The sequence below is a fragment of the Bacillus sp. FSL L8-0199 genome (genome assembly GCF_038005705.1).
GTDB classification, from domain to species: Bacteria; Bacillota; Bacilli; order Bacillales; family Bacillaceae_G; genus Bacillus_A; species Bacillus_A cereus.
This window is the reverse complement of record NZ_JBBOTS010000001.1, coordinates 3,321,441-3,342,672: the sequence shown is the minus strand read 5'-3', so window position 1 is coordinate 3,342,672 and position 21,232 is coordinate 3,321,441. Positions and strand designations below refer to the sequence as shown.

The window sequence follows — 21,232 nt, the reverse complement described above, 5'->3', positions numbered from 1 at the left end:
AATTAGAATAGGGTGAATGAATATTGAATGTACAATTTAAAAAAGGAGTTTTGTAACTTTGTGTTCTTGTCTTACTGGATAAGCAAGACTGTTATGGATATGAATTAGTTCGAAGTATATCCAATCAAATTGAAATATCAGAAGGATCTGTTTATCCTCTTCTTCGAAGGTTAACAAAGGAAGAATATTTTACAACGTATTTACAGGAGTCTTCAGAAGGACCTTCAAGAAAGTACTATACACTGACGGATAAAGGTAGAACGTATTTGTATCAACTTTTGGAGGAATGGAATGAGTTTTCACAAGGTGTCAATTAATCAATTAATTAAAGAAGGTGTACCTTTTGGGAAGGTGTGATTGACTTTGTATTATGATTTTTTGGAAAAGGGGTTGCGAAATATATTGTAGGATACAAGGCGGTGAAATAGCATTAAGGGTTTTATAGTTAGAAATATCGGAATAATTAATAAAATATTAATTTACAATTTTATCCTTTAGTTGGTATCATTTACTTATTAAGGAGGGAGCACATGGGTTTAAACATGTATTTGGGAGAAGTACAAGCTCAAACAGAAAGTATGAATGCTTTTTGTGTAGCCACGATTCAAGGTATGGAACAAGCGATTCAGTCGATTGACGCTTTTGCAATGGATACGGTATTACAAGGGCAAACATATAGCAGTGCAAAAACATATCTTGTCCAAACATTTCGACCTTTGGCGCAAGGAATTATATACTTATGTGAAGAATTAATTCGTCAAAATGATGCGTTTCCAAACGATTTTCAAGCAAAAATTGCTTCGACAGATGTTATCGAACAAGAAATAAGAGAACAAATTCAAGAAATCAATCAAACAATTGCAAGTATAGAAGCAATAGAGGTACGTACACCAATGCCTGGAGTAGATGCAATTGTGGCTGTTTTAGTTGAGATGAGAAAAAAACTTGAAGAAAAATTAGAGCATCTATATGAATTTAATTATACATCTAGTAATAACTACAGCACGGCTCTTCAATTAGCAGCGAATATTGCTACAGGTCTTGCGGAAGTTCAAAGTGGAAAAGGTTTTAGTCCTGCGAGTGGAACATTCAGTGTACAAGATTTGAATATGAATTGGACTGTATCAATTCAGAAAATTACAGTGGAAAAAGCACGTGAATCTGATAAAATTGTGTATAGCGATTTAAATCAAGAAGAAACAATAAACAATGAAACTACATTAGCATCAGGAAAAAAAGAATTTGATGGTAATAAATTAGCCAGAGATATTACAGGTGAAATAAGTGGAGAATATGATGTTCGTCGTGCTTGGGAAGGTGTAGATCCGTCTACGGGAGAAAAACTTGGTACTTTTGACAGAGTCATAGCTGGAGGTATGGCGGTAGCTGGAATTACACCAGTCGGGAAGTTAGTTAAAATTGGTAAAGGTGTAAAAATGTCCGCTAGTGCTGTTAAAACTGTAAAGAGTGTTGAGTCGAATTATGTGCTTTTTAATAAAACGCATATACAATCAATGCCTAAACCAAAAGGGAAAGGTCCAAATGGAGGAAGGTTACAATCTCATCACGGTTTACAAGGGAAATGGGCAGAAGCAAATTTAAGTCAATATGGATATGATCCAAAACTTGCACCAACAGTGACGATTGAAACAGGAAAGGAGTTACCACATACTATTATTACTAATGCACAGAATTTGAGACGTGATGAACGTGTAGCCTTAGGAAATGGGAAATGGAGCTCTTCGTTACAAGAGGAATTAAAGAATATAGTTTCTGATTTTGAAAAAGCGGGATTTTCTAAAGAAACTATTAGGGGAACTTTAGAACAACAATATAGAATGCTTGATAAGTTAAAAGTAAAATATGAAAGGATTGAGTATTAATGAATATAATTGAAAACTTAAATGCAGTTTTCACTTTAGAAACACAAGAACCTCCAGCAACTAAAGAAACGATTCAAGAATTACAAGGTTTTTCATCAATAGATGTTCCCTCTGATTATCTAGAGATAATTCAACATTGTACAGAAGCGGAGATTAATGTAAATAATGAAATATATGTCCGTATTTGGAGTCCAGCGGGTTGTATAGAGATGAATGAAGCTCATAATATCCAAAAATATATACCTAACTCACTTGCAATTGGTGATGATGAAGGTGGGAAAGTGCTATTATATGCAAATGGAAAAGAAGGATTCGGATTATATATGGTGGATTTTGGAGATTTGGATATCGAAGAAGCAATTAAAATATCACCTTCTTTGAAACTATTATTAACGGATGGAGTAGGTGTAGAAAAGTTATTGTTATAATTTTAAGGACATAGAATACCACTGTATTCTGAAAAGGTAACGTTAAAGCATGTCTTATAAAACTTTGTACAGAAAATAAAAAGAACCTACATGAGGTTCTTTTTATTTTGCAAATAATTATTTGTGTTATGCATTGTAAGGGGTAATGATATAATTTTTTTAGTTTTACATTCCTTTATAATGGTTTAAACGTACTGACGTAAATATATTCTATTTTGCATCTATTATATTATAAAATTGCAGTTTCATCCTATTATAAAAAGCATCAGTACATATGACAGCACTATTTGATGGATCAATATCAACAACAGTCATATAGCTAGAGAGCAAATAACCATCCTCATAATATGTAATTAGTATTTCTTCTTCAGATAATAAGGAACATAATAACATGTTCTCAATTAGTTCTTTTTCTTCATCGGTTAAGATCGGCCGAGTTACTTTGTTTTTCTCTTTAATGATTTCACGGATACCAGCAAACTGTTCAGGCATCGCTGCAAACGGAGTGAATTTCACCATTTTATCAAGACTTTTTTTCGATTATTGTAGCGATATTAATGCCTCTATCGTTGTATACATATCTTCATACATAATTCTCTTTATAATAGATTTCTATATTTTAAAGTTTGTTAAGCAATTATTACATTTTGATAAACCTGGAAAATTAAAACACCTATGTAAGGTGTTTTTAATACACTGGGATTTTATATGCCAACTTAAGTACCTTTACAGTGGTGTTTAAATACAATGGTATGAGTAGTTACCATTGTATTTAAGTGTTCAATAAATATCAGAATAACGAAGGGGTTTGGCTGATGAAGAACAATATTAAAGGATTAATTGAATATGGCGAACGTATTCCACATTTTCATAAAGATTTCCCCATAATTTTATTTTGGAGTCACAGAAGTGGTTGCACTTCTCTGGCGAATTGGTTTTTCTTCCAAATTGGGTTATATGAGGAAGCAATGAAATATGCACCGTTCATTCATTACTATGAATCTGAAATATACAAAAATAAAGTTGATTACTACACAAATTTAGAAATGCAACTCTTGGAACTAAGTAAGGATACCATAAAACTTGTGCGCAACCCTTATAAAAGAGCTGTAAGCTCATTTTTAATACTTTATGACAACCCTTACGCCTCGAAACAATGGGAACAGATTAGAGAATATTTTTATAATGATAAAAATGAATCGAAAGGAATTTCATTTAAACAATTTTTATATTATGTAAAAGAAATAGGGGCTAAATCCATTCTGTTAGATCAACATTTTTCACAACAATATATTGAGGGAGAAGAAAAGGTCATCAAACAAAATATAAAACTAGAGAATTTTAATACAATAATTCCGCAGCTGGAGAAAGAATATGGATTACTTTCTTCTGATATATCACTCCTTACAAACTCCAATCACCATAGGGCACATCAAATGATTCATAAAGGAAATTATGCAGATGATGATATTACAAATCCACACTTCCCTTCATTACCAACCTATCGAAGTTTTTATGATGAAGAAGCTCTAAACCTTGTTTCAGAAATATTTACTGACGATTTTGAAGCATATGGATATAAGAAGAATGGAATTAATTTTTAACTAATATACCTATCACCCGACTATGTATAGAGTCTCTTTAAAAACTATAACCACTATGAAAAGCCAGCGGTATGGAAGGGGAATTATAATGAGCATTTCTATTATAATGATGGGTTTCATCATAGGGGGATTGGTTGGAGTAACAGGGATAGGTGGGGCCGCATTACTGACTCCATTTCTTCTAACATTAGGCATAAGTCCTTCTGTAGCTGTTGGAACGGATCTAGTATATAATTCTATCACTAAAATGTTTGGAATATCCCAACACTGGAAACAGAAAACCATCAATTTTAAACTAGTAAAATATCTAGCTATTGGGAGTTTACCTAGTGCAATTATCGCAGTAATAATAATTCATTTCTTGCCAATTTTTCATGATAATCGAGAGGGAATTATAAAATATATATTAGGATATGTTTTAATCCTTGCGGCAATTTCTATTTTTATAAAAACATTTTTCTATAATGAATCTACACAAAGTTTTTTTCAAAAACAGACTATGGTCCAAAAAAAGAACCTAACAATTCTTATCGGTGCAATACTCGGTTTTATCGTGGGACTTACTTCCGTTGGATCAGGCTCTTTATTTGCTATTGCAATGATATATTTATATCGACTGAAACCATCCGAATTAGTAGGCACAGATATTACACATGCGTTTTTATTAGTGACGGTTGCAAGCATACTAAATATGAATTTAGGAAACGTAGATTATCTTTTATTAATTCACTTACTCATTGGTTCTATCCCAGGTGTCATACTTGGTAGTAAATTCTCCACTAAGATTCCCGTTAAACCTCTTCAAATATTTTTAGCTATCATTATTGGTGTTAGTGGACTAAAGTTAGTTATCGCTTATTAAAAATATTTCATGTTTTGCTATATAAGAATGGAGGTTCAAAATGGATCATATAGAACTATATAATTTTATATACAAGCAAGGGCGTGTCCCTCATTTTCATAAAGATTTTCCCCTCATCTTGTTTTGGAGCCAAAAAAGCGGATGTACTTCGCTAGCCCACTGGTTTTTTTATCAAATTAATTTATTTAAAGAAGCGATAAAGTACAATCCGTTCATTCACAACTATGAGTATGAAGTATATAAGAACTCTACACATTATTTAGCACAATTAGCTAATGGATTACAAACTAAAGAGAAGAAGACGTACAAACTAGTAAGAAATCCTTATAGAAGGGCAGTAAGTTCTTTTGTTGCTCTGGTTCCACCACCAAATATTGAAAATCCCGTATGGAAACCCATTCGGCAATTTCTGTATGGTGATGAAACTTGCAATAAACCCATTTCCTTTAAACTATTTTTGTATTACTTAAAAGCACACATGACAAAATTAGATCAAGTAGATCCTCACTTTACACAACAATATATACAAGGAGAAGAAGAATTTGTTACAAACTATATCCATCTAGAAAATTTTAACACAGGTATTTCGAAGCTAGAAGAGGTATATAAATTAAAAAAATCACCATTAGATCTATTATCAAAATCTTGGCATTATCAAGGGAGTAAGATGATTTACAAAGGAGTTTATGCAGACGCTGATATTACAACCCCTGTTTTTCCACGATTACCTACTTATGATAGTTTTTATGACGCAGAAACAATTCAGTTGGTTCAAGAGGTATTTGCAAAAGATTTTAATATGTATCATTATGATTTAAATTCTATTTCTTAAAATAAAAATGTTCAAATCCTGCTTTATTAAGGGTGTTATTTTACAACTGATAGGACGATATCACATATTTATAAATTTTCATAAACCTTTCCTAAATCTTTTTTCAGTTGTGTTTTTAAGTGCTCATTTTCACTTTCTAATAGCTTGTTCTTATATTTTAAAAGATTGAGCTTATTCTTTAAAGTTTCTATGATTACATCCTTGGAGGCATCCGATGTCCTTCTTTTTATATTCTTAAAATCATGTATGCCTTCTTGCTGTTGACGTAAGTCTTCAATCGTTTTTCTGATTAAGGGTTCTCTATATAAATATGCTTTTGAAACCTGTGCTTTTTCTGAAACTGAATTAAAATTAATTTTTTGTCCTTCTTTAACCATTAACTGTATTACTTCATTCACTCTATATTGTGTTTCCCTCTTTTTTTTAGAGGCATGATTCAATAACCCCGTTGTATTCGGATGTTTGTTAACCATCAATTTTTCTTTCCTCTCCTATATATTCTCGTTTATGTTTCGGCATACCGAAAATTCCAATTTCATTTTTCAATGAATCCCTAATTTCCTTATACTTATTAAGTTTTGGTTGAATCAATTCAATAGAACGAATACGACCGCTAGTTTGATACTTTATAATATCTTCTTCCATCTTTGATATCTGCGCATTATAGTAATCTAAAAATGTTGTATCTACATGAAAACTCCTACAATTATTTTTAATACAAGGGGTTTCTAAAGAATAATCTAAGAATTCACAGCTAACCTTAGGACTCTTTATGCATAATCCATGATCCAAACGAATAGAGTCCATGTTATGGCGAATCCATTCTAGTTCCAAACCGTTTTCTTCTGCCTGCTCAGGGAGACTGGCTTGTATTAATTCTCCAGTTGTGTCAATACGCACTGAGTTTTGAACTTTTTCCCATTCCCTACGAAGAGTGTTATCTGAAATTTTTGCATAAGTTAATGTCATTTCAGGACTAGTATGTGCCATTAACTTTTGTACATGAAGAATATTCATACCATTATTAATTAGATTGACCCCATATCTATGTCGAAAAGCATGGTTCTTAAATAGAAATATTTCTCCATTTTTATCAAGGATTTTATATTTTTCGGCTAGTTGATTTAATGCATAGGTAACCGATTTTTGTGAAAAGGCCATCCCTCTATTTTTTCCAGTAAGAACAGGGAACAAAAATTGATTTAAGTTGTTATGATTCTTTTCATGATTGTTAATATATTCTTGTTGTATTTTAACGATTTCCACAATTTCTTCTGAAATAGGAACAATATGTTCTTTTACATTTACTTTTCGTTGATCTCCTACCAACCACCAACCATCTTGCTTATATGTTAGACAATTTAATTGTAACTGACATACATCTGAGACTCTAAATCCTGTTGCTTCCATAATGACTATTAATCGTGCAATTTCCGAATCTAAATCATGTAGATTTTCCAACACTTGCTCCCATATAAAATCTGGCACATGTTTAACATGTTCGTGATAGTTTTTCTTTTCTCTTCGAGGAAAGTCTTCGGGAAATATTAATCTGTTAACAGGGGTTTTAGGTGCTTCTTTCCATTCAAAACCTTGCATATATTCAATTATTCTTCTGACATTTGAAAGGCACTCTATTACATGACGATTACTAGGAACACGATTTTTCGTATAACTCTTTCCTCCCATTTCACGATTTCTAACATAAAATAAAAAATCTTCAATGTCCTGTCTTTGTAGATTCTGTAAATCTATCCACTTTGGATACGTTTCTACAATGTAATCAAAAAACAAATACATTTTCTTTAAAATATTTTGGGCGGTGGCAAAGGTAATTTGTTGGTGTATAAGTAATGTTTGATTTACATACTTTTTAACTAATTCCCGAAAGGGAAATTTTATACTGGTGAAATTAAGAAATCTGTCTCTTCGAGACATATTATATGGAATCCCTAGTCTTTTTATATTCCATTTATCTTTTTGATGTTCAGGTCGTTCGTCATAATAATTAGAGAAAAAATCATATAAACTTTTACATACTCCAAGATAAGGTGAAATAAATTCTCCTCCACGATGATGGGGGTATTTTAACGGCTTATTATTTTCAGTTAGATATAATTTGTATTCATCTAATAATGTAGTGTAAGGAATATCAATTATCGATGTGACTTGAGGGAATTTTTCGACTAAAAATTTTGAAAGAAAGTACATTTTATAAAAATGTTTCTCCATAAAGCTGGATAAAAGCCAAATTTCATTGGTTAAAGAATAAAAAGAATAGTACTTTATCTCCAGTTTAATATATTCATTACTAATTTTATTGAAATCAACAATTTTTTTTGTTTCTTTAATTTTTCCTCTTCTATCTGGCAGGGGAAACTCTTCGATTTTCCATTCATCTAAAGCCCAATAACCTTTAAGGTCGTTCATAACTTTACGTTGTATTTTATTGGAATTAATAGCTACGATATTCATTTTCTCATTCTCCTATGCTGCTGGGCTTCATCCCAGTACTTTCTTATAGTTTCTTCTGAAGGATGAATATACATATTTAAAGTAGTTTGTACCTGGGCATGTCCTAATAATTTTTGAATGATACCAGCGTCCATGCCTAGATCATAAAGTTGTGTTGCACATGTATGTCTAAGTGTATGAGCGGTAAAGTTTATTTTCGTTTTTTTAGACAATATACGTATAACAGCTTGCAAAGCCCAATATTGCATTGGTTGCCCTTTATTTTTCCCTTTTAAATTAATAAACACATGGTTAGAATCTACATCATTAGTATGGTAATCGATAATATAATCTTGGAATAAATTCATTGTTTCATTTGATACATATACTTTTCTTTTTTCTCCAGCTTGTGTTTTAGATTCTCTAACAGTGATACTACCATCATTGATATTGAAGTCCTCTATCCATAAACTTAATAACTCAGAAGCTCTTAATCCTCCTTCATATAAAATACGAATTATTAACTCATCTCTTATGTTATTACATGCTATATGAATTAATTCGGCCTGCTTAGTAGTAATGGTTTTTATTTTTCTTTTAGGTTCCTTAAGTTTTAAGATATTAATTTTGGTTGTTGGGGTATGTGTTATATGATCTAAAAATTTACGATACTTCCGCCTTGTATTATGGACTTCTTTTGTAACTTTGGATTTTACATTAAATAAAATTTGACCACTACGCCATTGGTAGTCCAAAAATTCAATAACACAATTAGCGATTAAGTTAACGGAAGATTCAGTTCTTTTAGCGTGCGCTAACTTCTTTGTGTCATTTAAATAGATAGTATTCATATCATCTGTTGATTTTCTTAACCAATGAATAAATTCTGTTAATAAACTTATATCCACTTCTCTGTAATCTTTATTCTTTTCGTTTAGAAAACACCAGAATATTTTCAAATGATAACAGTATGTTTTAAGTGTATTAGGTGCTTTTCCTAAAGAATCCTTATGTTTTATAAATTTCATGATTGGGATAACTGGTTCACCCTTGTTATGTAAAACCATCCAACGTTCTTCCCCAAACGATGTAATAATACTTTGTACTTTAAACATTTTTCCACCTCCAACTGTTCAATCTATCTATACTATAAATACTATCTCTTTTTTACTATTATTATAGCTTCTACAAAGAGACAAAAAAAGAGAACTACCTATCGTTGTATACGTTATCTCTACTCATATATTATACTATTGTTAACACCATACCTCTTCCCTTTGGTATATTAGCGTTAATCATGATCTATGTCCTCCTATTAGTGTGTTTCTATGTCTAGTTGTAGCGCTATGCGTGTAGGAAATCCCTCGTAAAATACTGTTCTTCTCAAATTTTGTGCGTATTTCATCCATTACTTTTGTTAACTTCACCTCTTGTTCTCGTTTCCTGACATTATCAAAAAGAGAAATTTGTTCTTCTCCTTCTTGAAGTAAGTTTGTTAAAGAGATGTTTATACTGCGTATGGGTTCACCAGTATACTGTTGATGTAAAAAATATGTACAAATCTTATAAATATCCATTGTTAAGTTAGTCGGACGGTTTAAAGTATGTGTTTTGCTAATACCACCGTTATAGCTCTTACTATAGCCAACAGAAAAATGAACGGTTTGAGCCAGTTTGTTTTGTCTTCTAAGGCGATAACAGACTTCTTCAATATGCTCTAGTAGAACAATTGGAAATTCTTCTATTGTATAGTCACGCATAAGAATTTGACTTTTTCCGATTGAAGTTGTAGCAGGAACGTATTTCTCTGAAATACGGCTGAAGTCAATGCCGTTACTATGTAAGTGTAATTCCTCCCCGATTTTACCGAAGCTTCGTTTTAAGTATTTAAGGGGATAATTGGCTAAATCCCCGATAGAATGTATACCTTTTCGATTCAACTTTTCTTCTGTTTTGTACGAAATGCCCCAAAATCTGTTAAGTGGGCGTATGGTCCATAATTTTGTTGGGACATCTTCATATTTCCAATGGACAATCCCTTCTTTGTTCTTCTTAGCTTCTATGTCTAAAACAATCTTACTCATTAAAGGATTCGGAGCAATTCCAATCGTACATTCAATTCGTGTATGTTCATATATTTCACGTTTAAATTTTAAAGCGAACTCATATGGATCGTTAGCGAATAAATGAATACTATCAGTAACGTCCATCAGAAATTCATCTATGCTGTATTGGTGGAAATCCTCATAAGGAACGTATTGTAAAGCTAACTTTGTAATGTAATTAGAGCATTTGATGTAAGTACTCATAATTGGAGTTACAATAAGAATATCTTTTCTTTGAGGAATCTCGTATAGCCTTGCCATCTTCTTTACACCCAACGCTTTTAATGGTGGAGTTGCGGCTAGAACGATTGAACCACTCCTGTTTACATCACCGACTACAGCTAATTTTGTATGCATAGGATCTAATCCCATTTTGATGCAACTAACAGAAGCGTAAAAGCTTCTTAAATCAACACATAAGATGATTCTATTCGGTAGGATTGAATAGTCATACACTGTGATTCCTCCTTGGAAAAAGAACGTGTGTTCTTATCATACTAGAACTTACGTTCTTTTATAAGGTGGCGAATATATTTTTTTGTAGGGATTAATAAAATTTCATAAAAATGGTTGTATTCTTTGTTCTCATGGGTGTACGTAATGACGAAAGATAAATTTTTACAACAATTAAATGTATCTCTAAAAAGGTTATCTGATAAAGAGCGTGCAGATATTTTAAAAGATTATGAAGAACATTTTACTTTTGGATTAGAGGAAGGGAAGAGCGAAGAAGAAATTGCAGCTTCATTAGGTTCTCCATCTCAAATTGCCAAAGAGTTATTAGCAGATTATCATATTGAGAAAGTAACAACAAGTGCGACAACAGGAAATATTTTCCGGGCAATTTGGGCAGTAATTGGATTAGGTTTTTTCAATTTGTTAATCGTGCTTGCACCTGCAATTACATTAGTAGCATTGATTTTTTCAGGGTGGGTTCTAGGTATATCATTTTTAGGCGCACCATTACTTGTTTTAGTTGATGCTATTATACATCCAAATACATTCTTGCTATTTAATCTTTTTGTTTCTTTAGCACTTTGTGGACTTGGATATTTCATTGTTATAGTTATGTTATTTTTAACAAACCTAGCGAAAAAGGGGTTTGTTCGTTATTTAAAGTTCAATATGGCACTAGTAAAAGGTGGTTTGAAGCATGATAAATAAAAAGAGTCTCTCAATCATTGCAGGTATTGTTTTCCTTATTGGTATTATCGGAAGTTTATTCACTTATCGTTCAATTGCTGCAGTACCAATTTCAGAAGAAAAGGTCATTAACAATAATAATGTGTCAAGCGTCATTATCGACACGAACAACGTTCGTGTTAACATCAATCCTACAACAGATAGTAGTATTAAAGTAAAATTAGATGGTGAAGTGAATCCTAATGTAAAAAGGAAATTAGCTACGGATGAGAAAGATTCAAAGCTTCTCATTTCTTACAAAGAAAAACAACAGAGCTGGTTTAACTTTAATATTTCTGAAGTATTGACGCCATTAACATTAAATGTGTATCTACCCGAAAAACAATATAATTCATTAAAAGTTTCCAATAATAATGGCTACGTTTCTGCTAAAAAACTAAACGCAACACATTTTAATATCAATACAAGCAATGGACGTGTTGAATTAAGAGAAATCAATTCGCCAAAAATTATCGCAGAAGCAAATAATGGAATTATGGATTTCAAAGATGTATTGGCACAAAATATTCATGTGAAATCGAACAACGGACGAATAGTGCTAGACCATGTTGAAGGTGAAATAGAGGGGCAAACTAAAAATGGAAGTCTTACTCTGAAAACGAATGAACTGGATCGAAATCTCAATTTTATGACTCACAATGGAAAAATCAATATTGAAACTAAAAAAGAACCAACTAATGTTCAATTTAATGTTTCTGTTGACAATGGTAGAGCGAATATCCTTGATAAATATAATGGAAATACGGTTATTGGAAAAGGAGAAAATGTAATTAAATTAAACACACATAACGGAAATATTACAGTGAAAAAACAATAGTATACTATCTTTTATAATCTCAGCTCGTCACACATAAAGAGCAATAATAAATAAAAGAAGAACCGACTCCTTTCCTCAACATATAGGTAGTCGGTTCTTTTATATGTAACATTCATTTAAGTGTGTATCCTTTTCATATTTCAAAATACAAACAGTTGTTTTCTTACTCTCGATTTTTAGGGAAATAACGAATAGAAATTAATAATGTAAGGAGAATTTGTGAATGACTCACAAATAATGGTTGAAACAGTGAAAGAAGAGAAGGAGTTTATTTCTAACAGGAGGAATTTTTTAATGTAAACTTTATCCAAAATTAAATGTAAAGGTGGATACATAATGACAGTAAAGAAGCTTTATTTCATCCCAGCAGGTCGTTGTATGTTAGATCATTCTTCTGTTAATAGTACGCTCACACCGGGGAATTTATTGAATTTACCTGTATGGTGTTATCTTTTGGAGACGGAAGAAGGTCCTATTTTAGTAGACACAGGTATGCCAGAAAGTGCAGTTAATAATGAAGGGCTTTTTAACGGTACATTTGTTGAAGGACAGATTTTACCGAAAATGACTGAAGAAGATAGAATCGTGAATATATTAAAGCGTGTAGGGTATGAGCCAGACGACCTTTTATATATTATTAGCTCTCACTTACATTTTGATCATGCAGGAGGAAACGGTGCTTTTACAAATACACCGATTATTGTGCAGCGAACCGAATATGAGGCAGCACTTCATAGAGAAGAATATATGAAAGAATGTATATTACCGCATTTGAACTACAAAATTATTGAAGGGGATTATGAAGTGGTACCAGGTGTTCAAGTATTGTATACGCCAGGTCATTCTCCAGGCCATCAGTCGCTATTCATTGAGACGGAGCAATCCAGTTCAGTTTTATTAACGATTGATGCATCGTACACGAAAGAGAATTTTGAAGATGAAGTGCCGTTCGCAGGATTTAATCCAGAATTAGCTTTATCTTCAATTAAACGTTTAAAAGAAGTTGTGGCGAAAGAGAAACCAATTGTTTTCTTTGGTCATGATATAGAGCAGGAAAAGAGTTGTAGAGTGTTCCCGGAGTATATATAGTGCAAAAAGTCATGAGTTCGCGTGCTCATGACTTTTTCATTTAAATAATTTTTTTAAATAAATTATAAACTTTTTTTGAACTATCTTCGTTTAACTGATAGTACGTAAGGTTTACATCATCAGGAGTATCTTGCTGAGCAATCATCACTTCGCTGCTGTGATGATCAACTATCCATATGAAATATTTTTTATAAGTTCCATCCTCGAAAGTAATCCACATATCACAATCTATTAAATCTGATCCTTCTTCATCCAATGTTAATTTGCCTTTTTTTGCGGTATTCATACTGTTAAGAAATGTTTTTAATTCATCTGTTTTTGTGAGAAAGATATCCTTTTTTGTTTTAATTGATTCTACATGTATATCTTTTATTTCCTGCTTTTCTAAAAAAACAGGGGGCTCATTTGGATCTCGCGAGCTTGAAATAATAGTAGCTTTCTTTTTCGGTTTGTTTGCAGTATAGAGATCTTGAATAGATTTTCCCGAGTTTACAAACCATACAATTCCACAAATAATTAATACGCTACCTAGCAATAAAATACTTTTTTTAATAGGATTTTCTCCTCTCTATTACTTCGTGTGAAGAGCTTTTCTATTAATATATGATAGGTAAGCGTAAAGTATTATAGTTGAACTTGGTTATGCTTCACAGTTTTTATCGGGCGATCTATGAGTAAATTGTAAGTGAGCCCAATTAATACGAAAATGCCACCGATAACTTTACCAATTGAGAGTTCATTTGTCAGGAAGAAATCAATAATAGTCCCCGCAAATAATTGTCCGATAAAGATGAGTAATGTTAAATAAAAGGCTGATATTTTAGGAGTAATATAGTTGGATAATGAAATAACGATAAAGCCTACTAATCCGCCTAAGTACACAGCAATAGGAATAGATTGTAACGTCTGCATTGGAATATACAATGAATCTGAACTGAAAATTAAAAATAACATAGAGAAAAATAATCCAGTAATATAATTAAAAAACGTGCCTTCCCAATTTCCGATTTTCGCTGCTAAATTCGCGTTAATAATTCTAGCAACAACGATAGAAACACCAGCTAAAATAGCGATCGTAATATATAACATTTTCTTGCCCCCATTAATAAATTGTCATGATTATAATTCCAGAAGAGATGAAACATAATCCAATTAGTTTTTTCTTTTCAAACTTTGCAACTTTCATTCCTAATAAGCCGAAATGATCGATAATGATGGAAGCAATAGATTGACCGAGTAAACTTAATGCGATCGTAATAGAAGCACCAAGGACGGAGAAACTTATATTGTTAAAAAGAACAGTGAATACTCCAATCGCTCCAGCGCTATATAAAAAAAGTGGAATACTTTTATCGAAACGAATTTTATTTTTGTTTATAATTAAAATGAAGATAACTGCAATTAAACCGACAAGGTGAATGACAACGCTTGCTGTGTACTTGCCAATTAACTCAGATAAAATCCCATTCAGTGGAAGCATAACGGCGATGAGCACACCAATAAAGACAGAAAGAAAGTTGTACAATGTAATATCCCCTTTAATTTTCATATTTGTAATGACTGTATCATGCTGAAATTGTGTATTGTTATGACATATGTCATAGTGGAAGGGGAAAATTTTGATTACAATGGGGAGTAGTTGTAAAGGCGGGGGAACTATGAAGAAAATATGTAATTCTATTAAATTAACAAATTATATGAAAGAAAATAATATTGACTCCTTTTTTAGTAATGATATGAAACCATATATGGAACTAATATTTTTTAAAAAGAATGAGTTTATTTGTAGAGAGAATGAAGAGATAGATTATTTATTTTTCTTCGTTGAAGGAAAAGCGAAAGCGTTTAACACATTAAGTAACGGGAAATCCGTATTACTGTGTTTTTATGATAGTTTGCAGTTACTTGGAGATGTGGAGTTAATTCATTCCCAAAGGATTACTTCAAATGTACAAGTGATGGCAGATTCATATTGTGTTGGTTTACCATTAGGAAAAGTGAGAAATCAGCTATTTCATGATGCGAAATTTTTAAGATGTATTTGTGGATCGTTAGCACATAAGTTAAATCGACTTTCAAAAAATAGTACAATTAATTTACTATATCCACTTGAAAATAGACTTGCGAGTTACATGTTAGCAGCAGGGGAACGAGCGGTGCAGCATGGAAATAGAATCGTGTTTAGTGGGAATTTAACGGAAACAGCTGAATTGTTAGGAACGAGTTATCGACACCTATTACGTACATTAAATATTTTTTGTGATAAAGAGATTATAAAAAAGAACAATGGTTGCTTTGAAGTAGTAAACTTGGATGTTTTGAGGGAATTGGCGGCAGATGTTTATAAATAATATATTAAAATGGGGATTTAGATGAAAATAGCAATTATTTCAGATGTTCATGGAAATAGTCACGCTTTGAAATCCGTATTAGAAGATATTGAACGTCGCAAGGTCGAAATGATAATTAATTTAGGTGATAGCGTCTATGGGCCGTTAGATCCTTTAGGTACAATTGAAATATTAATGAATAATGAGATGATACATATTAAGGGAAACTGTGATCGCATGCTTTGGGAACCTATACAAGAGCAATCTGCTACACTAACTTTTGTTCAAAATCAATTAACAAATTATCATATAGGTTGGTTAAAACAACATCCTTCACAATTTATTGTAGACGATATGTTATGTTGTCACGGTACGCCAACTTCAGATGAAGTGTATTTGTTAGAAGAGATGAATGAGAATGGTGCAATATTAAAGAATGAAAAAAATATAATGGATCAACTCCAAAATATAGAACAAAAAATAATAGTATGTGGTCATACACATATTCCTAGAGTTGTTTATTTTGCGAACGGAAAGATCATTATAAATCCAGGAAGTGTAGGACTTCCAGCATACAAAGATGAGTTACCTGTTATGCATAAAATGGAATCAGGAACTCCGCATGCAAAATATGTAGTGATAGAAAAGGTTTTGGGAGAATGGGTAATTGAACAAATTCCAGTTCCTTATAATTGGGAGGAAGCTGCTGAGTTAGCTGTTCAACAGGAAAGACATGACTGGGCACAGGCACTAAAGACTGGGAAGATAGAATGAAGGGGAGTTTACTTTATGGTAAACTGCTCTTTTTTATTTTGAGTAGATATTGAATTATATAAAAATAAAATGTTATGATTATGGAAACGTATGAATATATGAACAAATATTCATATGTAAAAGAAGGAGGGATTAGAATGATAGACCTAATTATTATTGGAGCGGGTCAAGCTGGATTAACAATGGGATATTACTTGAAGCAAGAAGGGTATAATTTTTTATTACTTGAGGCAGGAAAACAAGTTGGTGATTCATGGAGAAATCGATATGATTCTTTGCAGCTTTTTACCCCAAGGTCTTACAGTAGTTTGCCGGGTATGGCGTTAATAGGTGAAAAAAATGAATTTCCATATAAAGATGAAATTGCAACTTATTTAGAAGAATATGCAAGACATTTTCAATTACCGGTACAATTACAAACGGAAGTTCTAAAAATAAAGAAAGAAAAAGAAATATTTGAATTACATACTCCTACAGAAGTTTTACAAACGAAAAAAGTTATTATCGCATCAGGTGGTTTTCAGCAACCATTTATTCCCTCAGTTTCAGCAAATCTATCATCACATATTTTTCAAATACATTCATCACAATATAAATCACCATCACAAATTCCTAAGGGGAATGTACTAGTAGTAGGTGGCGGGAATTCAGGAATGCAAATTGCAGTAGAACTTGCAAAAACTCATGAAGTTACAATGTCTATCAGTCATCCTTTAACATTTTTACCGTTACGTCTTTTTAGAAAAAGCATTTTTTATTGGTTAGAAAAATTGGGTTTATTGTACGCCGAAGTAAATACTAAGAGGGGAAAATGGTTTCAGAAGAGAAAGGATCCTATTTTCGGTTTTGAAGGTAAGAAACTTATTCGTAATGGAGCAATCAAACTGCAAGAAAAAGTAGTAAGTGCATCAGGAAATAACATTATGTTTCAGAATGGTGATATTTATAGTGCAGAAAGCGTTATATGGTCAACTGGTTTTGTTCAAAATTATAATTGGATTGAAATTGAACAGGCAGTGAATGAGAAAGGATTTCCTAATCATATAAAGGGAATCAGTCCAGTAAAAGGATTGTATTATATCGGTTTACCATGGCAATCTCAAAGGGGTTCCGCACTTATTTGTGGTGTAGGAAAGGATGCAGCGTATGTACTTTCTGAAATCAAAAAAATAGATCAGTAGCGATAACTACTGATCATCCATATGTACATGAATTAGGAGAGGTCAAACATTTATTAACTTTATTATAATAGATTTTCATGGAATTAAAAACTGAAAATTCAAATTTAATGTTGAGAAAGTTTTTTGTATCGAAATATATGAAAAAATAGGGATTTTTATTGAAACAGATATTTCTATTTTAGTAAATTATGATATAGTCTAAATAAGCGTGTTTTTCCATAAATGTAATTATTTTCATTGTAGTTTCGTTTATATGAGGGAAGGAGAAGTAATTATGAAGTTTGATGATCAACGCTTATTAGGAGTCCGATTAGGTTCTGTACTTGTGACAGAGGAAAATCAATATTTAGTAATTAAGAAAAAAGATCATTATGCACTGTTAAATATACATAATTTAGAATGCACACATGTTGAAGTGCAGTTAGAACATTTGGAAGAAATGTTGCGGGAAGATTTCCAAGAAAGTATAACGGAGATTATCGCACCAGAACATATAAAAATTGTTGCGAAAAATGTTATATAGATAAAGAAGCTGGAAGGAACTGCTTCTTTATTTTCATTATAAGGATAACGTTTTTACAACTTCACCAATGATCCCTTCCATTTGATGAACACCTAAATCGGAATTGGTCATAATAACAGCACCATTCCCACAGTATGGATAACAAACCATCATACATTGAAATCCAACGCCCCATCCGAGTGAATAAACCTGTAATTCTTCATTAGAATCATCTAGAAAAACACCTAATCCAGTCCATTTTGAGCAACCTTGAGGAGAAATCATGTCTATTACTAATTTTTGAGAAAGTTTTAGTTTACCCTTTCCTTGTAAGGAATGAATGATTTCAATAACTAAAGCTGATAAGTTAGTGAAATAAAATAAATGAAAGTTAGTAAGGGGGAACATTTATGGAATTCTGGATGGTTATACTAATATTAGCCTTTGGTTTCATTTATATCGCTGAAAAATTAGCTACAATTGAAAAGAAAAATGATGCGCGTTTAAAGAGAATTGAAGATAGATTACAATTAATTACGAAAGAAATGGGAATTGTAGAAAGAGAACCTGAAATTAATAAAGAACTACGCCAGCTTGTAGAAGAAGGAAAAAAAGTTACAGCAGTTAAGAGAGTAAGAGAAGCTTTTGGTTTTTCCTTACTAGAAGCGAAGAGAGTCATTGCAAACACCTCCGTTAATGGGCTATAAATAAATTATAGTCTGAATGTTATAATTTAACAAAATGCAATTTTGATTTTAAGTTTAATAGAAAAATAGAGTATTTGTGATAAGGGGAGATTAGGTATGAATATTGTGGAATTCCAGAGATATGTATCAAATTTCAGTAAAGAAAAAGGATTTCAAGATACAACAATTGAAGAGCGTACGATGTATGCGATGGCGGAATTAGGTGAATTAGCGGAAGTGATATTAAAGCGTGATGCAATACAGGATGCGAAAAGAGAGATTGGTTTAGAAATGTTTGATGTCATTTGGAATGTATGTGACTTAGCAAATAAGTTAGAAATTGATTTGGAGAAGGCATTTGAAGAAAAAATGAGGATAAATAAAAAACGTGAATGGTAAGTGGAATATTAATGTGTAAAGAAGGGGGATACGAGTGAAAAGGAAGCTTTTTATAGGAGGAATCTTTACCTTAATTAGTGTAATGAGTGTTGTCGCTTACTTAGTTTTTCAGGGTATATTCATTCCGAATCAAATAAGTGCGGATAAGTATGAAATAAAAGGTGTAGATGTTGCGTCGTATCAAGGGGATATAGATTGGAGAGAGTTGGAAAAGCAAAATATGAAGTTTGCGTTTATAAAGGCTACTGAAGGAAGCGCGTTTGTGGATAAGTACTTTTCTAAAAATTGGACGAATGCGAATAAGACAAGTATGCGCGTCGGAGCGTATCATTTTTTTAGTTTTGATAGTAAGGGTGAAACACAAGCAGAGCAATATATACGAACTGTTCCAAAATATAAACAAGCATTGCCCCCCGTAATTGATGTTGAGTTTTACGCTAACAAAAAAGATAATCCCCCTAAGCGTGAAGATGTTGTGAAAGAGTTGTCGGTTATGATTGAAATGCTAGAAAAACATTACGGTAAGAAAGTAATATTGTATGCAACGCAAGAGGCGTATGATTTATATATAAAGGATGCGTATCCAAAATGTGATATATGGATTCGTAGTGTTCTTACAAAACCGAGTTTATCTAATGGAAGAAAATGGAAGTTTTGGCAATACACGAACCGCGGAAGATTAAATGGTTATAATGGAAAAGAAAAGTATATTGATTTAAATGTATTTTATGGGAATGAGGAAGAGTTTGAGAATTATGGAATGAAAGATTAAGTTTTAAAGTGTACAAAATTTTGTACGCTTTTTTTGTTAATTACATAAAAGTATGCAAATGAAGATGGAACAAACATTTGAGATGAATTGTCTAATATAGGTAATAACTATTTGGCTTGAAAGAAAGGGTTGATGACATGAAAAAGAATACGTTGTTAAAAGTAGGATTATGTGTAGGTTTACTAGGAACAATTCAATTTGTTAGCACAATTTCTTCTGTACAAGCATCACAAAAGGTAGAGAAAACAGTAATAAAAAATGAGACGGGAACCATTTCAATATCTCAGTTAAACAAGAATGTATGGGTTCATACGGAGTTAGGTTCTTTTAATGGAGAAGCAGTTCCTTCGAACGGTCTAGTTCTTAATACTTCTAAAGGGTTAGTACTTGTGGATTCTTCTTGGGATGACAAATTAACGAAGGAACTAATAGAAATGGTAGAAAAGAAATTTCAGAAGCGCGTAACGGATGTCATTATTACACATGCGCACGCTGATCGAATTGGCGGAATAAAAACGTTGAAAGAAAGAGGCATTAAAGCGCATAGTACAGCATTAACTGCAGAACTAGCAAAGAAAAATGGATATGAAGAACCGCTTGGAGATTTACAAACCGTTACAAATTTGAAGTTTGGAAATATGAAAGTAGAAACATTTTATCCAGGGAAAGGGCATACAGAAGATAATATTGTCGTATGGTTACCGCAATACAATATTTTAGTTGGAGGCTGTTTAGTGAAATCTACGTCCGCGAAAGATTTAGGAAACGTTGCGGATGCTTATGTAAATGAATGGTCTACATCGATTGAGAATGTGCTGAAGCGATATAGAAATATAAATGCAGTAGTGCCTGGTCATGGGGAAGTAGGGGACAAAGGATTACTTTTACATACATTGGATTTATTAAAATAAGAAATTGTAGAAATACAAAAGAGAGGAGAAATAATTTTCTCCTCTCTTTCTTCTAACTATATTTAAATGCTGAATCTGTTGATTACGCCAGCATATATTACTGAGATTTTAATTCCAAGTATACAAATACTAATACTGTCATAATTGCTATAACAACGTAAGTAGCATCAAGCATTATAAGTGTTTTTAAAGTTTCAGTCATCGTAATTCACCCCTGTTATAAAAATATAACATGATCTTTTTATTGATTAGAGTAAGAGATCATAAAGATAAAATGTATATGAAATTTCTTAAGTAGCTTCTATATAAATATATCATATAAATAATGTAAGTAATGTTAAGATAGTGTAAATGTATTGTAAATAAAAAGGTTTACAATAAAGACTTTAATAAAAAATGG

25 protein-coding genes and 1 pseudogene are annotated in these 21,232 nt (G+C 32.1%); 17 read left to right on the top strand and 9 right to left on the bottom strand.

Features of this window, described 5'->3' with window-relative positions; all coding sequences use genetic code 11:
* Positions 1-74 precede the first annotated feature (74 nt).
* From NST86_RS17385 to NST86_RS17375, 3 genes are all read left to right on the top strand, one after another.
* Positions 75-317, top strand: a complete 243-nt coding sequence (locus tag NST86_RS17385; protein WP_392389464.1) for a PadR family transcriptional regulator — start codon at positions 75-77, stop codon at positions 315-317.
* Positions 318-530: 213 nt separating this feature from the next.
* Positions 531-1,883, top strand: coding sequence for a pre-toxin TG domain-containing protein (locus NST86_RS17380; protein WP_086423485.1), 1,353 nt, complete (start codon positions 531-533; stop codon positions 1,881-1,883).
* Positions 1,883-2,311, top strand: coding sequence for an SMI1/KNR4 family protein (locus NST86_RS17375; RefSeq protein ID WP_016118373.1), 429 nt, complete (start codon positions 1,883-1,885; stop codon positions 2,309-2,311). The genes NST86_RS17380 and NST86_RS17375 overlap by 1 nt, the downstream gene beginning before the upstream one ends.
* Before the next feature lie 210 nt (positions 2,312-2,521).
* On the opposite strand, the gene NST86_RS17370 is transcribed toward NST86_RS17375, so the two are convergent.
* Positions 2,522-2,830: a YolD-like family protein gene (locus NST86_RS17370; protein ID WP_340934140.1), complete on the bottom strand. Its 309-nt coding sequence runs from the start codon at positions 2,828-2,830 to the stop codon at positions 2,522-2,524.
* Between the two features lie 296 nt (positions 2,831-3,126).
* Between NST86_RS17370 and NST86_RS17365 the strand changes: the two genes are divergently transcribed.
* The 3 genes from NST86_RS17365 to NST86_RS17355 all read left to right on the top strand — a co-directional run bounded on the left by NST86_RS17365 (position 3,127) and on the right by NST86_RS17355 (position 5,609).
* A complete protein-coding gene (locus tag NST86_RS17365; RefSeq protein ID WP_043937167.1) occupies positions 3,127-3,915 on the top strand; it encodes a sulfotransferase family 2 domain-containing protein in 789 nt (262 codons plus the stop codon).
* A gap of 88 nt (positions 3,916-4,003) precedes the next feature.
* Positions 4,004-4,777 carry a sulfite exporter TauE/SafE family protein gene (locus NST86_RS17360; RefSeq protein ID WP_000027993.1) on the top strand — a complete coding sequence of 258 codons (774 nt, stop codon included), beginning with the start codon at positions 4,004-4,006 and terminating at the stop codon, positions 4,775-4,777.
* A 40-nt stretch (positions 4,778-4,817) separates the two neighbouring features.
* A complete protein-coding gene (locus NST86_RS17355; protein WP_043937166.1) occupies positions 4,818-5,609 on the top strand; it encodes a sulfotransferase family 2 domain-containing protein in 792 nt (263 codons plus the stop codon).
* 68 nt (positions 5,610-5,677) lie between these two features.
* Here NST86_RS17355 and NST86_RS17350 read toward each other — a convergent pair whose 3' ends face one another.
* The 4 genes from NST86_RS17350 to NST86_RS17335 form a co-directional block, all read right to left on the bottom strand.
* Positions 5,678-6,082 (bottom strand): DUF6262 family protein, encoded by a 405-nt coding sequence (locus tag NST86_RS17350; protein ID WP_000247457.1) that lies wholly within the window; start codon positions 6,080-6,082, stop codon positions 5,678-5,680.
* A complete protein-coding gene (locus NST86_RS17345) occupies positions 6,075-8,084 on the bottom strand; it encodes a tyrosine-type recombinase/integrase (protein WP_043937165.1) in 2,010 nt (669 codons plus the stop codon). The genes NST86_RS17350 and NST86_RS17345 overlap by 8 nt, the downstream gene beginning before the upstream one ends.
* Positions 8,081-9,178, bottom strand: coding sequence for a tyrosine-type recombinase/integrase (locus tag NST86_RS17340; protein ID WP_229136679.1), 1,098 nt, complete (start codon positions 9,176-9,178; stop codon positions 8,081-8,083). The genes NST86_RS17345 and NST86_RS17340 overlap by 4 nt, the downstream gene beginning before the upstream one ends.
* Before the next feature lie 180 nt (positions 9,179-9,358).
* Positions 9,359-10,624: a Y-family DNA polymerase gene (locus NST86_RS17335; RefSeq protein ID WP_016118371.1), complete on the bottom strand. Its 1,266-nt coding sequence runs from the start codon at positions 10,622-10,624 to the stop codon at positions 9,359-9,361.
* A 144-nt stretch (positions 10,625-10,768) separates the two neighbouring features.
* Here NST86_RS17335 and NST86_RS17330 point away from each other — a divergent pair, with 144 nt between their 5' ends.
* From NST86_RS17330 to aiiA, 3 genes are all read left to right on the top strand, one after another.
* Entirely contained in the window at positions 10,769-11,332 is a 564-nt protein-coding gene (locus tag NST86_RS17330; protein WP_227593259.1) for an HAAS signaling domain-containing protein, read from the top strand.
* Positions 11,322-12,188 (top strand): DUF4097 family beta strand repeat-containing protein, encoded by an 867-nt coding sequence (locus NST86_RS17325; protein ID WP_086423487.1) that lies wholly within the window; start codon positions 11,322-11,324, stop codon positions 12,186-12,188. The genes NST86_RS17330 and NST86_RS17325 overlap by 11 nt, the downstream gene beginning before the upstream one ends.
* Before the next feature lie 336 nt (positions 12,189-12,524).
* Positions 12,525-13,277 (top strand): quorum-quenching N-acyl homoserine lactonase AiiA, encoded by a 753-nt coding sequence (aiiA, locus tag NST86_RS17320; RefSeq protein ID WP_086423488.1) that lies wholly within the window; start codon positions 12,525-12,527, stop codon positions 13,275-13,277.
* A gap of 40 nt (positions 13,278-13,317) precedes the next feature.
* On the opposite strand, the gene NST86_RS17315 is transcribed toward aiiA, so the two are convergent.
* The 3 genes from NST86_RS17315 to NST86_RS17305 form a co-directional block, all read right to left on the bottom strand.
* The gene (locus NST86_RS17315) at positions 13,318-13,812 is read right to left on the bottom strand and encodes a hypothetical protein (RefSeq protein WP_086423489.1); all 495 of its coding nucleotides are present in this window, start codon (positions 13,810-13,812) and stop codon (positions 13,318-13,320) included.
* 89 nt (positions 13,813-13,901) lie between these two features.
* The gene (locus NST86_RS17310) at positions 13,902-14,366 is read right to left on the bottom strand and encodes a DMT family transporter (RefSeq protein WP_086423490.1); all 465 of its coding nucleotides are present in this window, start codon (positions 14,364-14,366) and stop codon (positions 13,902-13,904) included.
* 13 nt (positions 14,367-14,379) lie between these two features.
* Entirely contained in the window at positions 14,380-14,826 is a 447-nt protein-coding gene (locus NST86_RS17305) for a DMT family transporter (RefSeq protein ID WP_140159049.1), read from the bottom strand.
* A gap of 109 nt (positions 14,827-14,935) precedes the next feature.
* Between NST86_RS17305 and yeiL the strand changes: the two genes are divergently transcribed.
* The 4 genes from yeiL (at position 14,936) to NST86_RS17285 (ending at position 18,085) form a co-directional block, all read left to right on the top strand.
* Positions 14,936-15,628: a transcriptional regulator YeiL gene (gene yeiL / locus NST86_RS17300; protein ID WP_086423508.1), complete on the top strand. Its 693-nt coding sequence runs from the start codon at positions 14,936-14,938 to the stop codon at positions 15,626-15,628.
* A 21-nt stretch (positions 15,629-15,649) separates the two neighbouring features.
* The gene (locus NST86_RS17295; RefSeq protein ID WP_016118363.1) at positions 15,650-16,381 is read left to right on the top strand and encodes a metallophosphoesterase family protein; all 732 of its coding nucleotides are present in this window, start codon (positions 15,650-15,652) and stop codon (positions 16,379-16,381) included.
* A gap of 137 nt (positions 16,382-16,518) precedes the next feature.
* Positions 16,519-17,562 carry a flavin-containing monooxygenase gene (locus NST86_RS17290; protein WP_086423491.1) on the top strand — a complete coding sequence of 348 codons (1,044 nt, stop codon included), beginning with the start codon at positions 16,519-16,521 and terminating at the stop codon, positions 17,560-17,562.
* 274 nt (positions 17,563-17,836) lie between these two features.
* Complete coding sequence (locus NST86_RS17285) at positions 17,837-18,085, top strand: hypothetical protein (RefSeq protein ID WP_000666948.1); 249 nt, start codon at positions 17,837-17,839, stop codon at positions 18,083-18,085.
* A 36-nt stretch (positions 18,086-18,121) separates the two neighbouring features.
* Here the strand turns inward: NST86_RS17285 and NST86_RS17280 are convergent.
* Positions 18,122-18,436: pseudogene (locus tag NST86_RS17280) on the bottom strand (hypothetical protein); the annotation flags it as partial.
* Positions 18,437-18,474: 38 nt separating this feature from the next.
* On the opposite strand from NST86_RS17280, the gene NST86_RS17275 reads away from it, so the two are divergent.
* The 4 genes from NST86_RS17275 to bla2 all read left to right on the top strand — a co-directional run bounded on the left by NST86_RS17275 (position 18,475) and on the right by bla2 (position 20,832).
* On the top strand, positions 18,475-18,771 hold the full coding sequence (locus NST86_RS17275; protein WP_086423492.1) for a hypothetical protein: 297 nt from the start codon (positions 18,475-18,477) through the stop codon (positions 18,769-18,771).
* A gap of 96 nt (positions 18,772-18,867) precedes the next feature.
* Positions 18,868-19,149 (top strand): MazG nucleotide pyrophosphohydrolase domain-containing protein, encoded by a 282-nt coding sequence (locus NST86_RS17270; protein ID WP_001028137.1) that lies wholly within the window; start codon positions 18,868-18,870, stop codon positions 19,147-19,149.
* A gap of 34 nt (positions 19,150-19,183) precedes the next feature.
* A complete protein-coding gene (locus NST86_RS17265; RefSeq protein ID WP_086423493.1) occupies positions 19,184-19,921 on the top strand; it encodes a glycoside hydrolase family 25 protein in 738 nt (245 codons plus the stop codon).
* A gap of 137 nt (positions 19,922-20,058) precedes the next feature.
* On the top strand, positions 20,059-20,832 hold the full coding sequence (bla2, locus tag NST86_RS17260; protein WP_000742468.1) for a BcII family subclass B1 metallo-beta-lactamase: 774 nt from the start codon (positions 20,059-20,061) through the stop codon (positions 20,830-20,832).
* Positions 20,833-21,232 lie beyond the last annotated feature (400 nt).

Bases quoted from the DNA above. Each gene is read 5' to 3' on its own strand.
- NST86_RS17370 (WP_340934140.1), bottom strand. From the start codon at position 2,830: ATGGTGAAATTCACTCCGTTTGCAGCGATGCCTGAACAGTTTGCTGGT.
- NST86_RS17350 (WP_000247457.1), bottom strand. From the start codon at position 6,082: ATGGTTAACAAACATCCGAATACAACGGGGTTATTGAATCATGCCTCT.
- NST86_RS17305 (WP_140159049.1), bottom strand. From the start codon at position 14,826: ATGAAAATTAAAGGGGATATTACATTGTACAACTTTCTTTCTGTCTTT.
- NST86_RS17290 (WP_086423491.1), top strand. From the start codon at position 16,519: ATGATAGACCTAATTATTATTGGAGCGGGTCAAGCTGGATTAACAATG.
- aiiA (WP_086423488.1), top strand. From the start codon at position 12,525: ATGACAGTAAAGAAGCTTTATTTCATCCCAGCAGGTCGTTGTATGTTA.
- NST86_RS17310 (WP_086423490.1), bottom strand. From the start codon at position 14,366: ATGTTATATATTACGATCGCTATTTTAGCTGGTGTTTCTATCGTTGTT.
- bla2 (WP_000742468.1), top strand. From the start codon at position 20,059: ATGAAAAAGAATACGTTGTTAAAAGTAGGATTATGTGTAGGTTTACTA.
- yeiL (WP_086423508.1), top strand. From the start codon at position 14,936: ATGAAGAAAATATGTAATTCTATTAAATTAACAAATTATATGAAAGAA.
- NST86_RS17355 (WP_043937166.1), top strand. From the start codon at position 4,818: ATGGATCATATAGAACTATATAATTTTATATACAAGCAAGGGCGTGTC.
- NST86_RS17295 (WP_016118363.1), top strand. From the start codon at position 15,650: ATGAAAATAGCAATTATTTCAGATGTTCATGGAAATAGTCACGCTTTG.
- NST86_RS17275 (WP_086423492.1), top strand. From the start codon at position 18,475: ATGGAATTCTGGATGGTTATACTAATATTAGCCTTTGGTTTCATTTAT.
- NST86_RS17285 (WP_000666948.1), top strand. From the start codon at position 17,837: ATGAAGTTTGATGATCAACGCTTATTAGGAGTCCGATTAGGTTCTGTA.
- NST86_RS17360 (WP_000027993.1), top strand. From the start codon at position 4,004: ATGAGCATTTCTATTATAATGATGGGTTTCATCATAGGGGGATTGGTT.
- NST86_RS17365 (WP_043937167.1), top strand. From the start codon at position 3,127: ATGAAGAACAATATTAAAGGATTAATTGAATATGGCGAACGTATTCCA.
- NST86_RS17340 (WP_229136679.1), bottom strand. From the start codon at position 9,178: ATGTTTAAAGTACAAAGTATTATTACATCGTTTGGGGAAGAACGTTGG.
- NST86_RS17270 (WP_001028137.1), top strand. From the start codon at position 18,868: ATGAATATTGTGGAATTCCAGAGATATGTATCAAATTTCAGTAAAGAA.
- NST86_RS17330 (WP_227593259.1), top strand. From the start codon at position 10,769: ATGACGAAAGATAAATTTTTACAACAATTAAATGTATCTCTAAAAAGG.
- NST86_RS17375 (WP_016118373.1), top strand. From the start codon at position 1,883: ATGAATATAATTGAAAACTTAAATGCAGTTTTCACTTTAGAAACACAA.
- NST86_RS17345 (WP_043937165.1), bottom strand. From the start codon at position 8,084: ATGAATATCGTAGCTATTAATTCCAATAAAATACAACGTAAAGTTATG.
- NST86_RS17325 (WP_086423487.1), top strand. From the start codon at position 11,322: ATGATAAATAAAAAGAGTCTCTCAATCATTGCAGGTATTGTTTTCCTT.
- NST86_RS17380 (WP_086423485.1), top strand. From the start codon at position 531: ATGGGTTTAAACATGTATTTGGGAGAAGTACAAGCTCAAACAGAAAGT.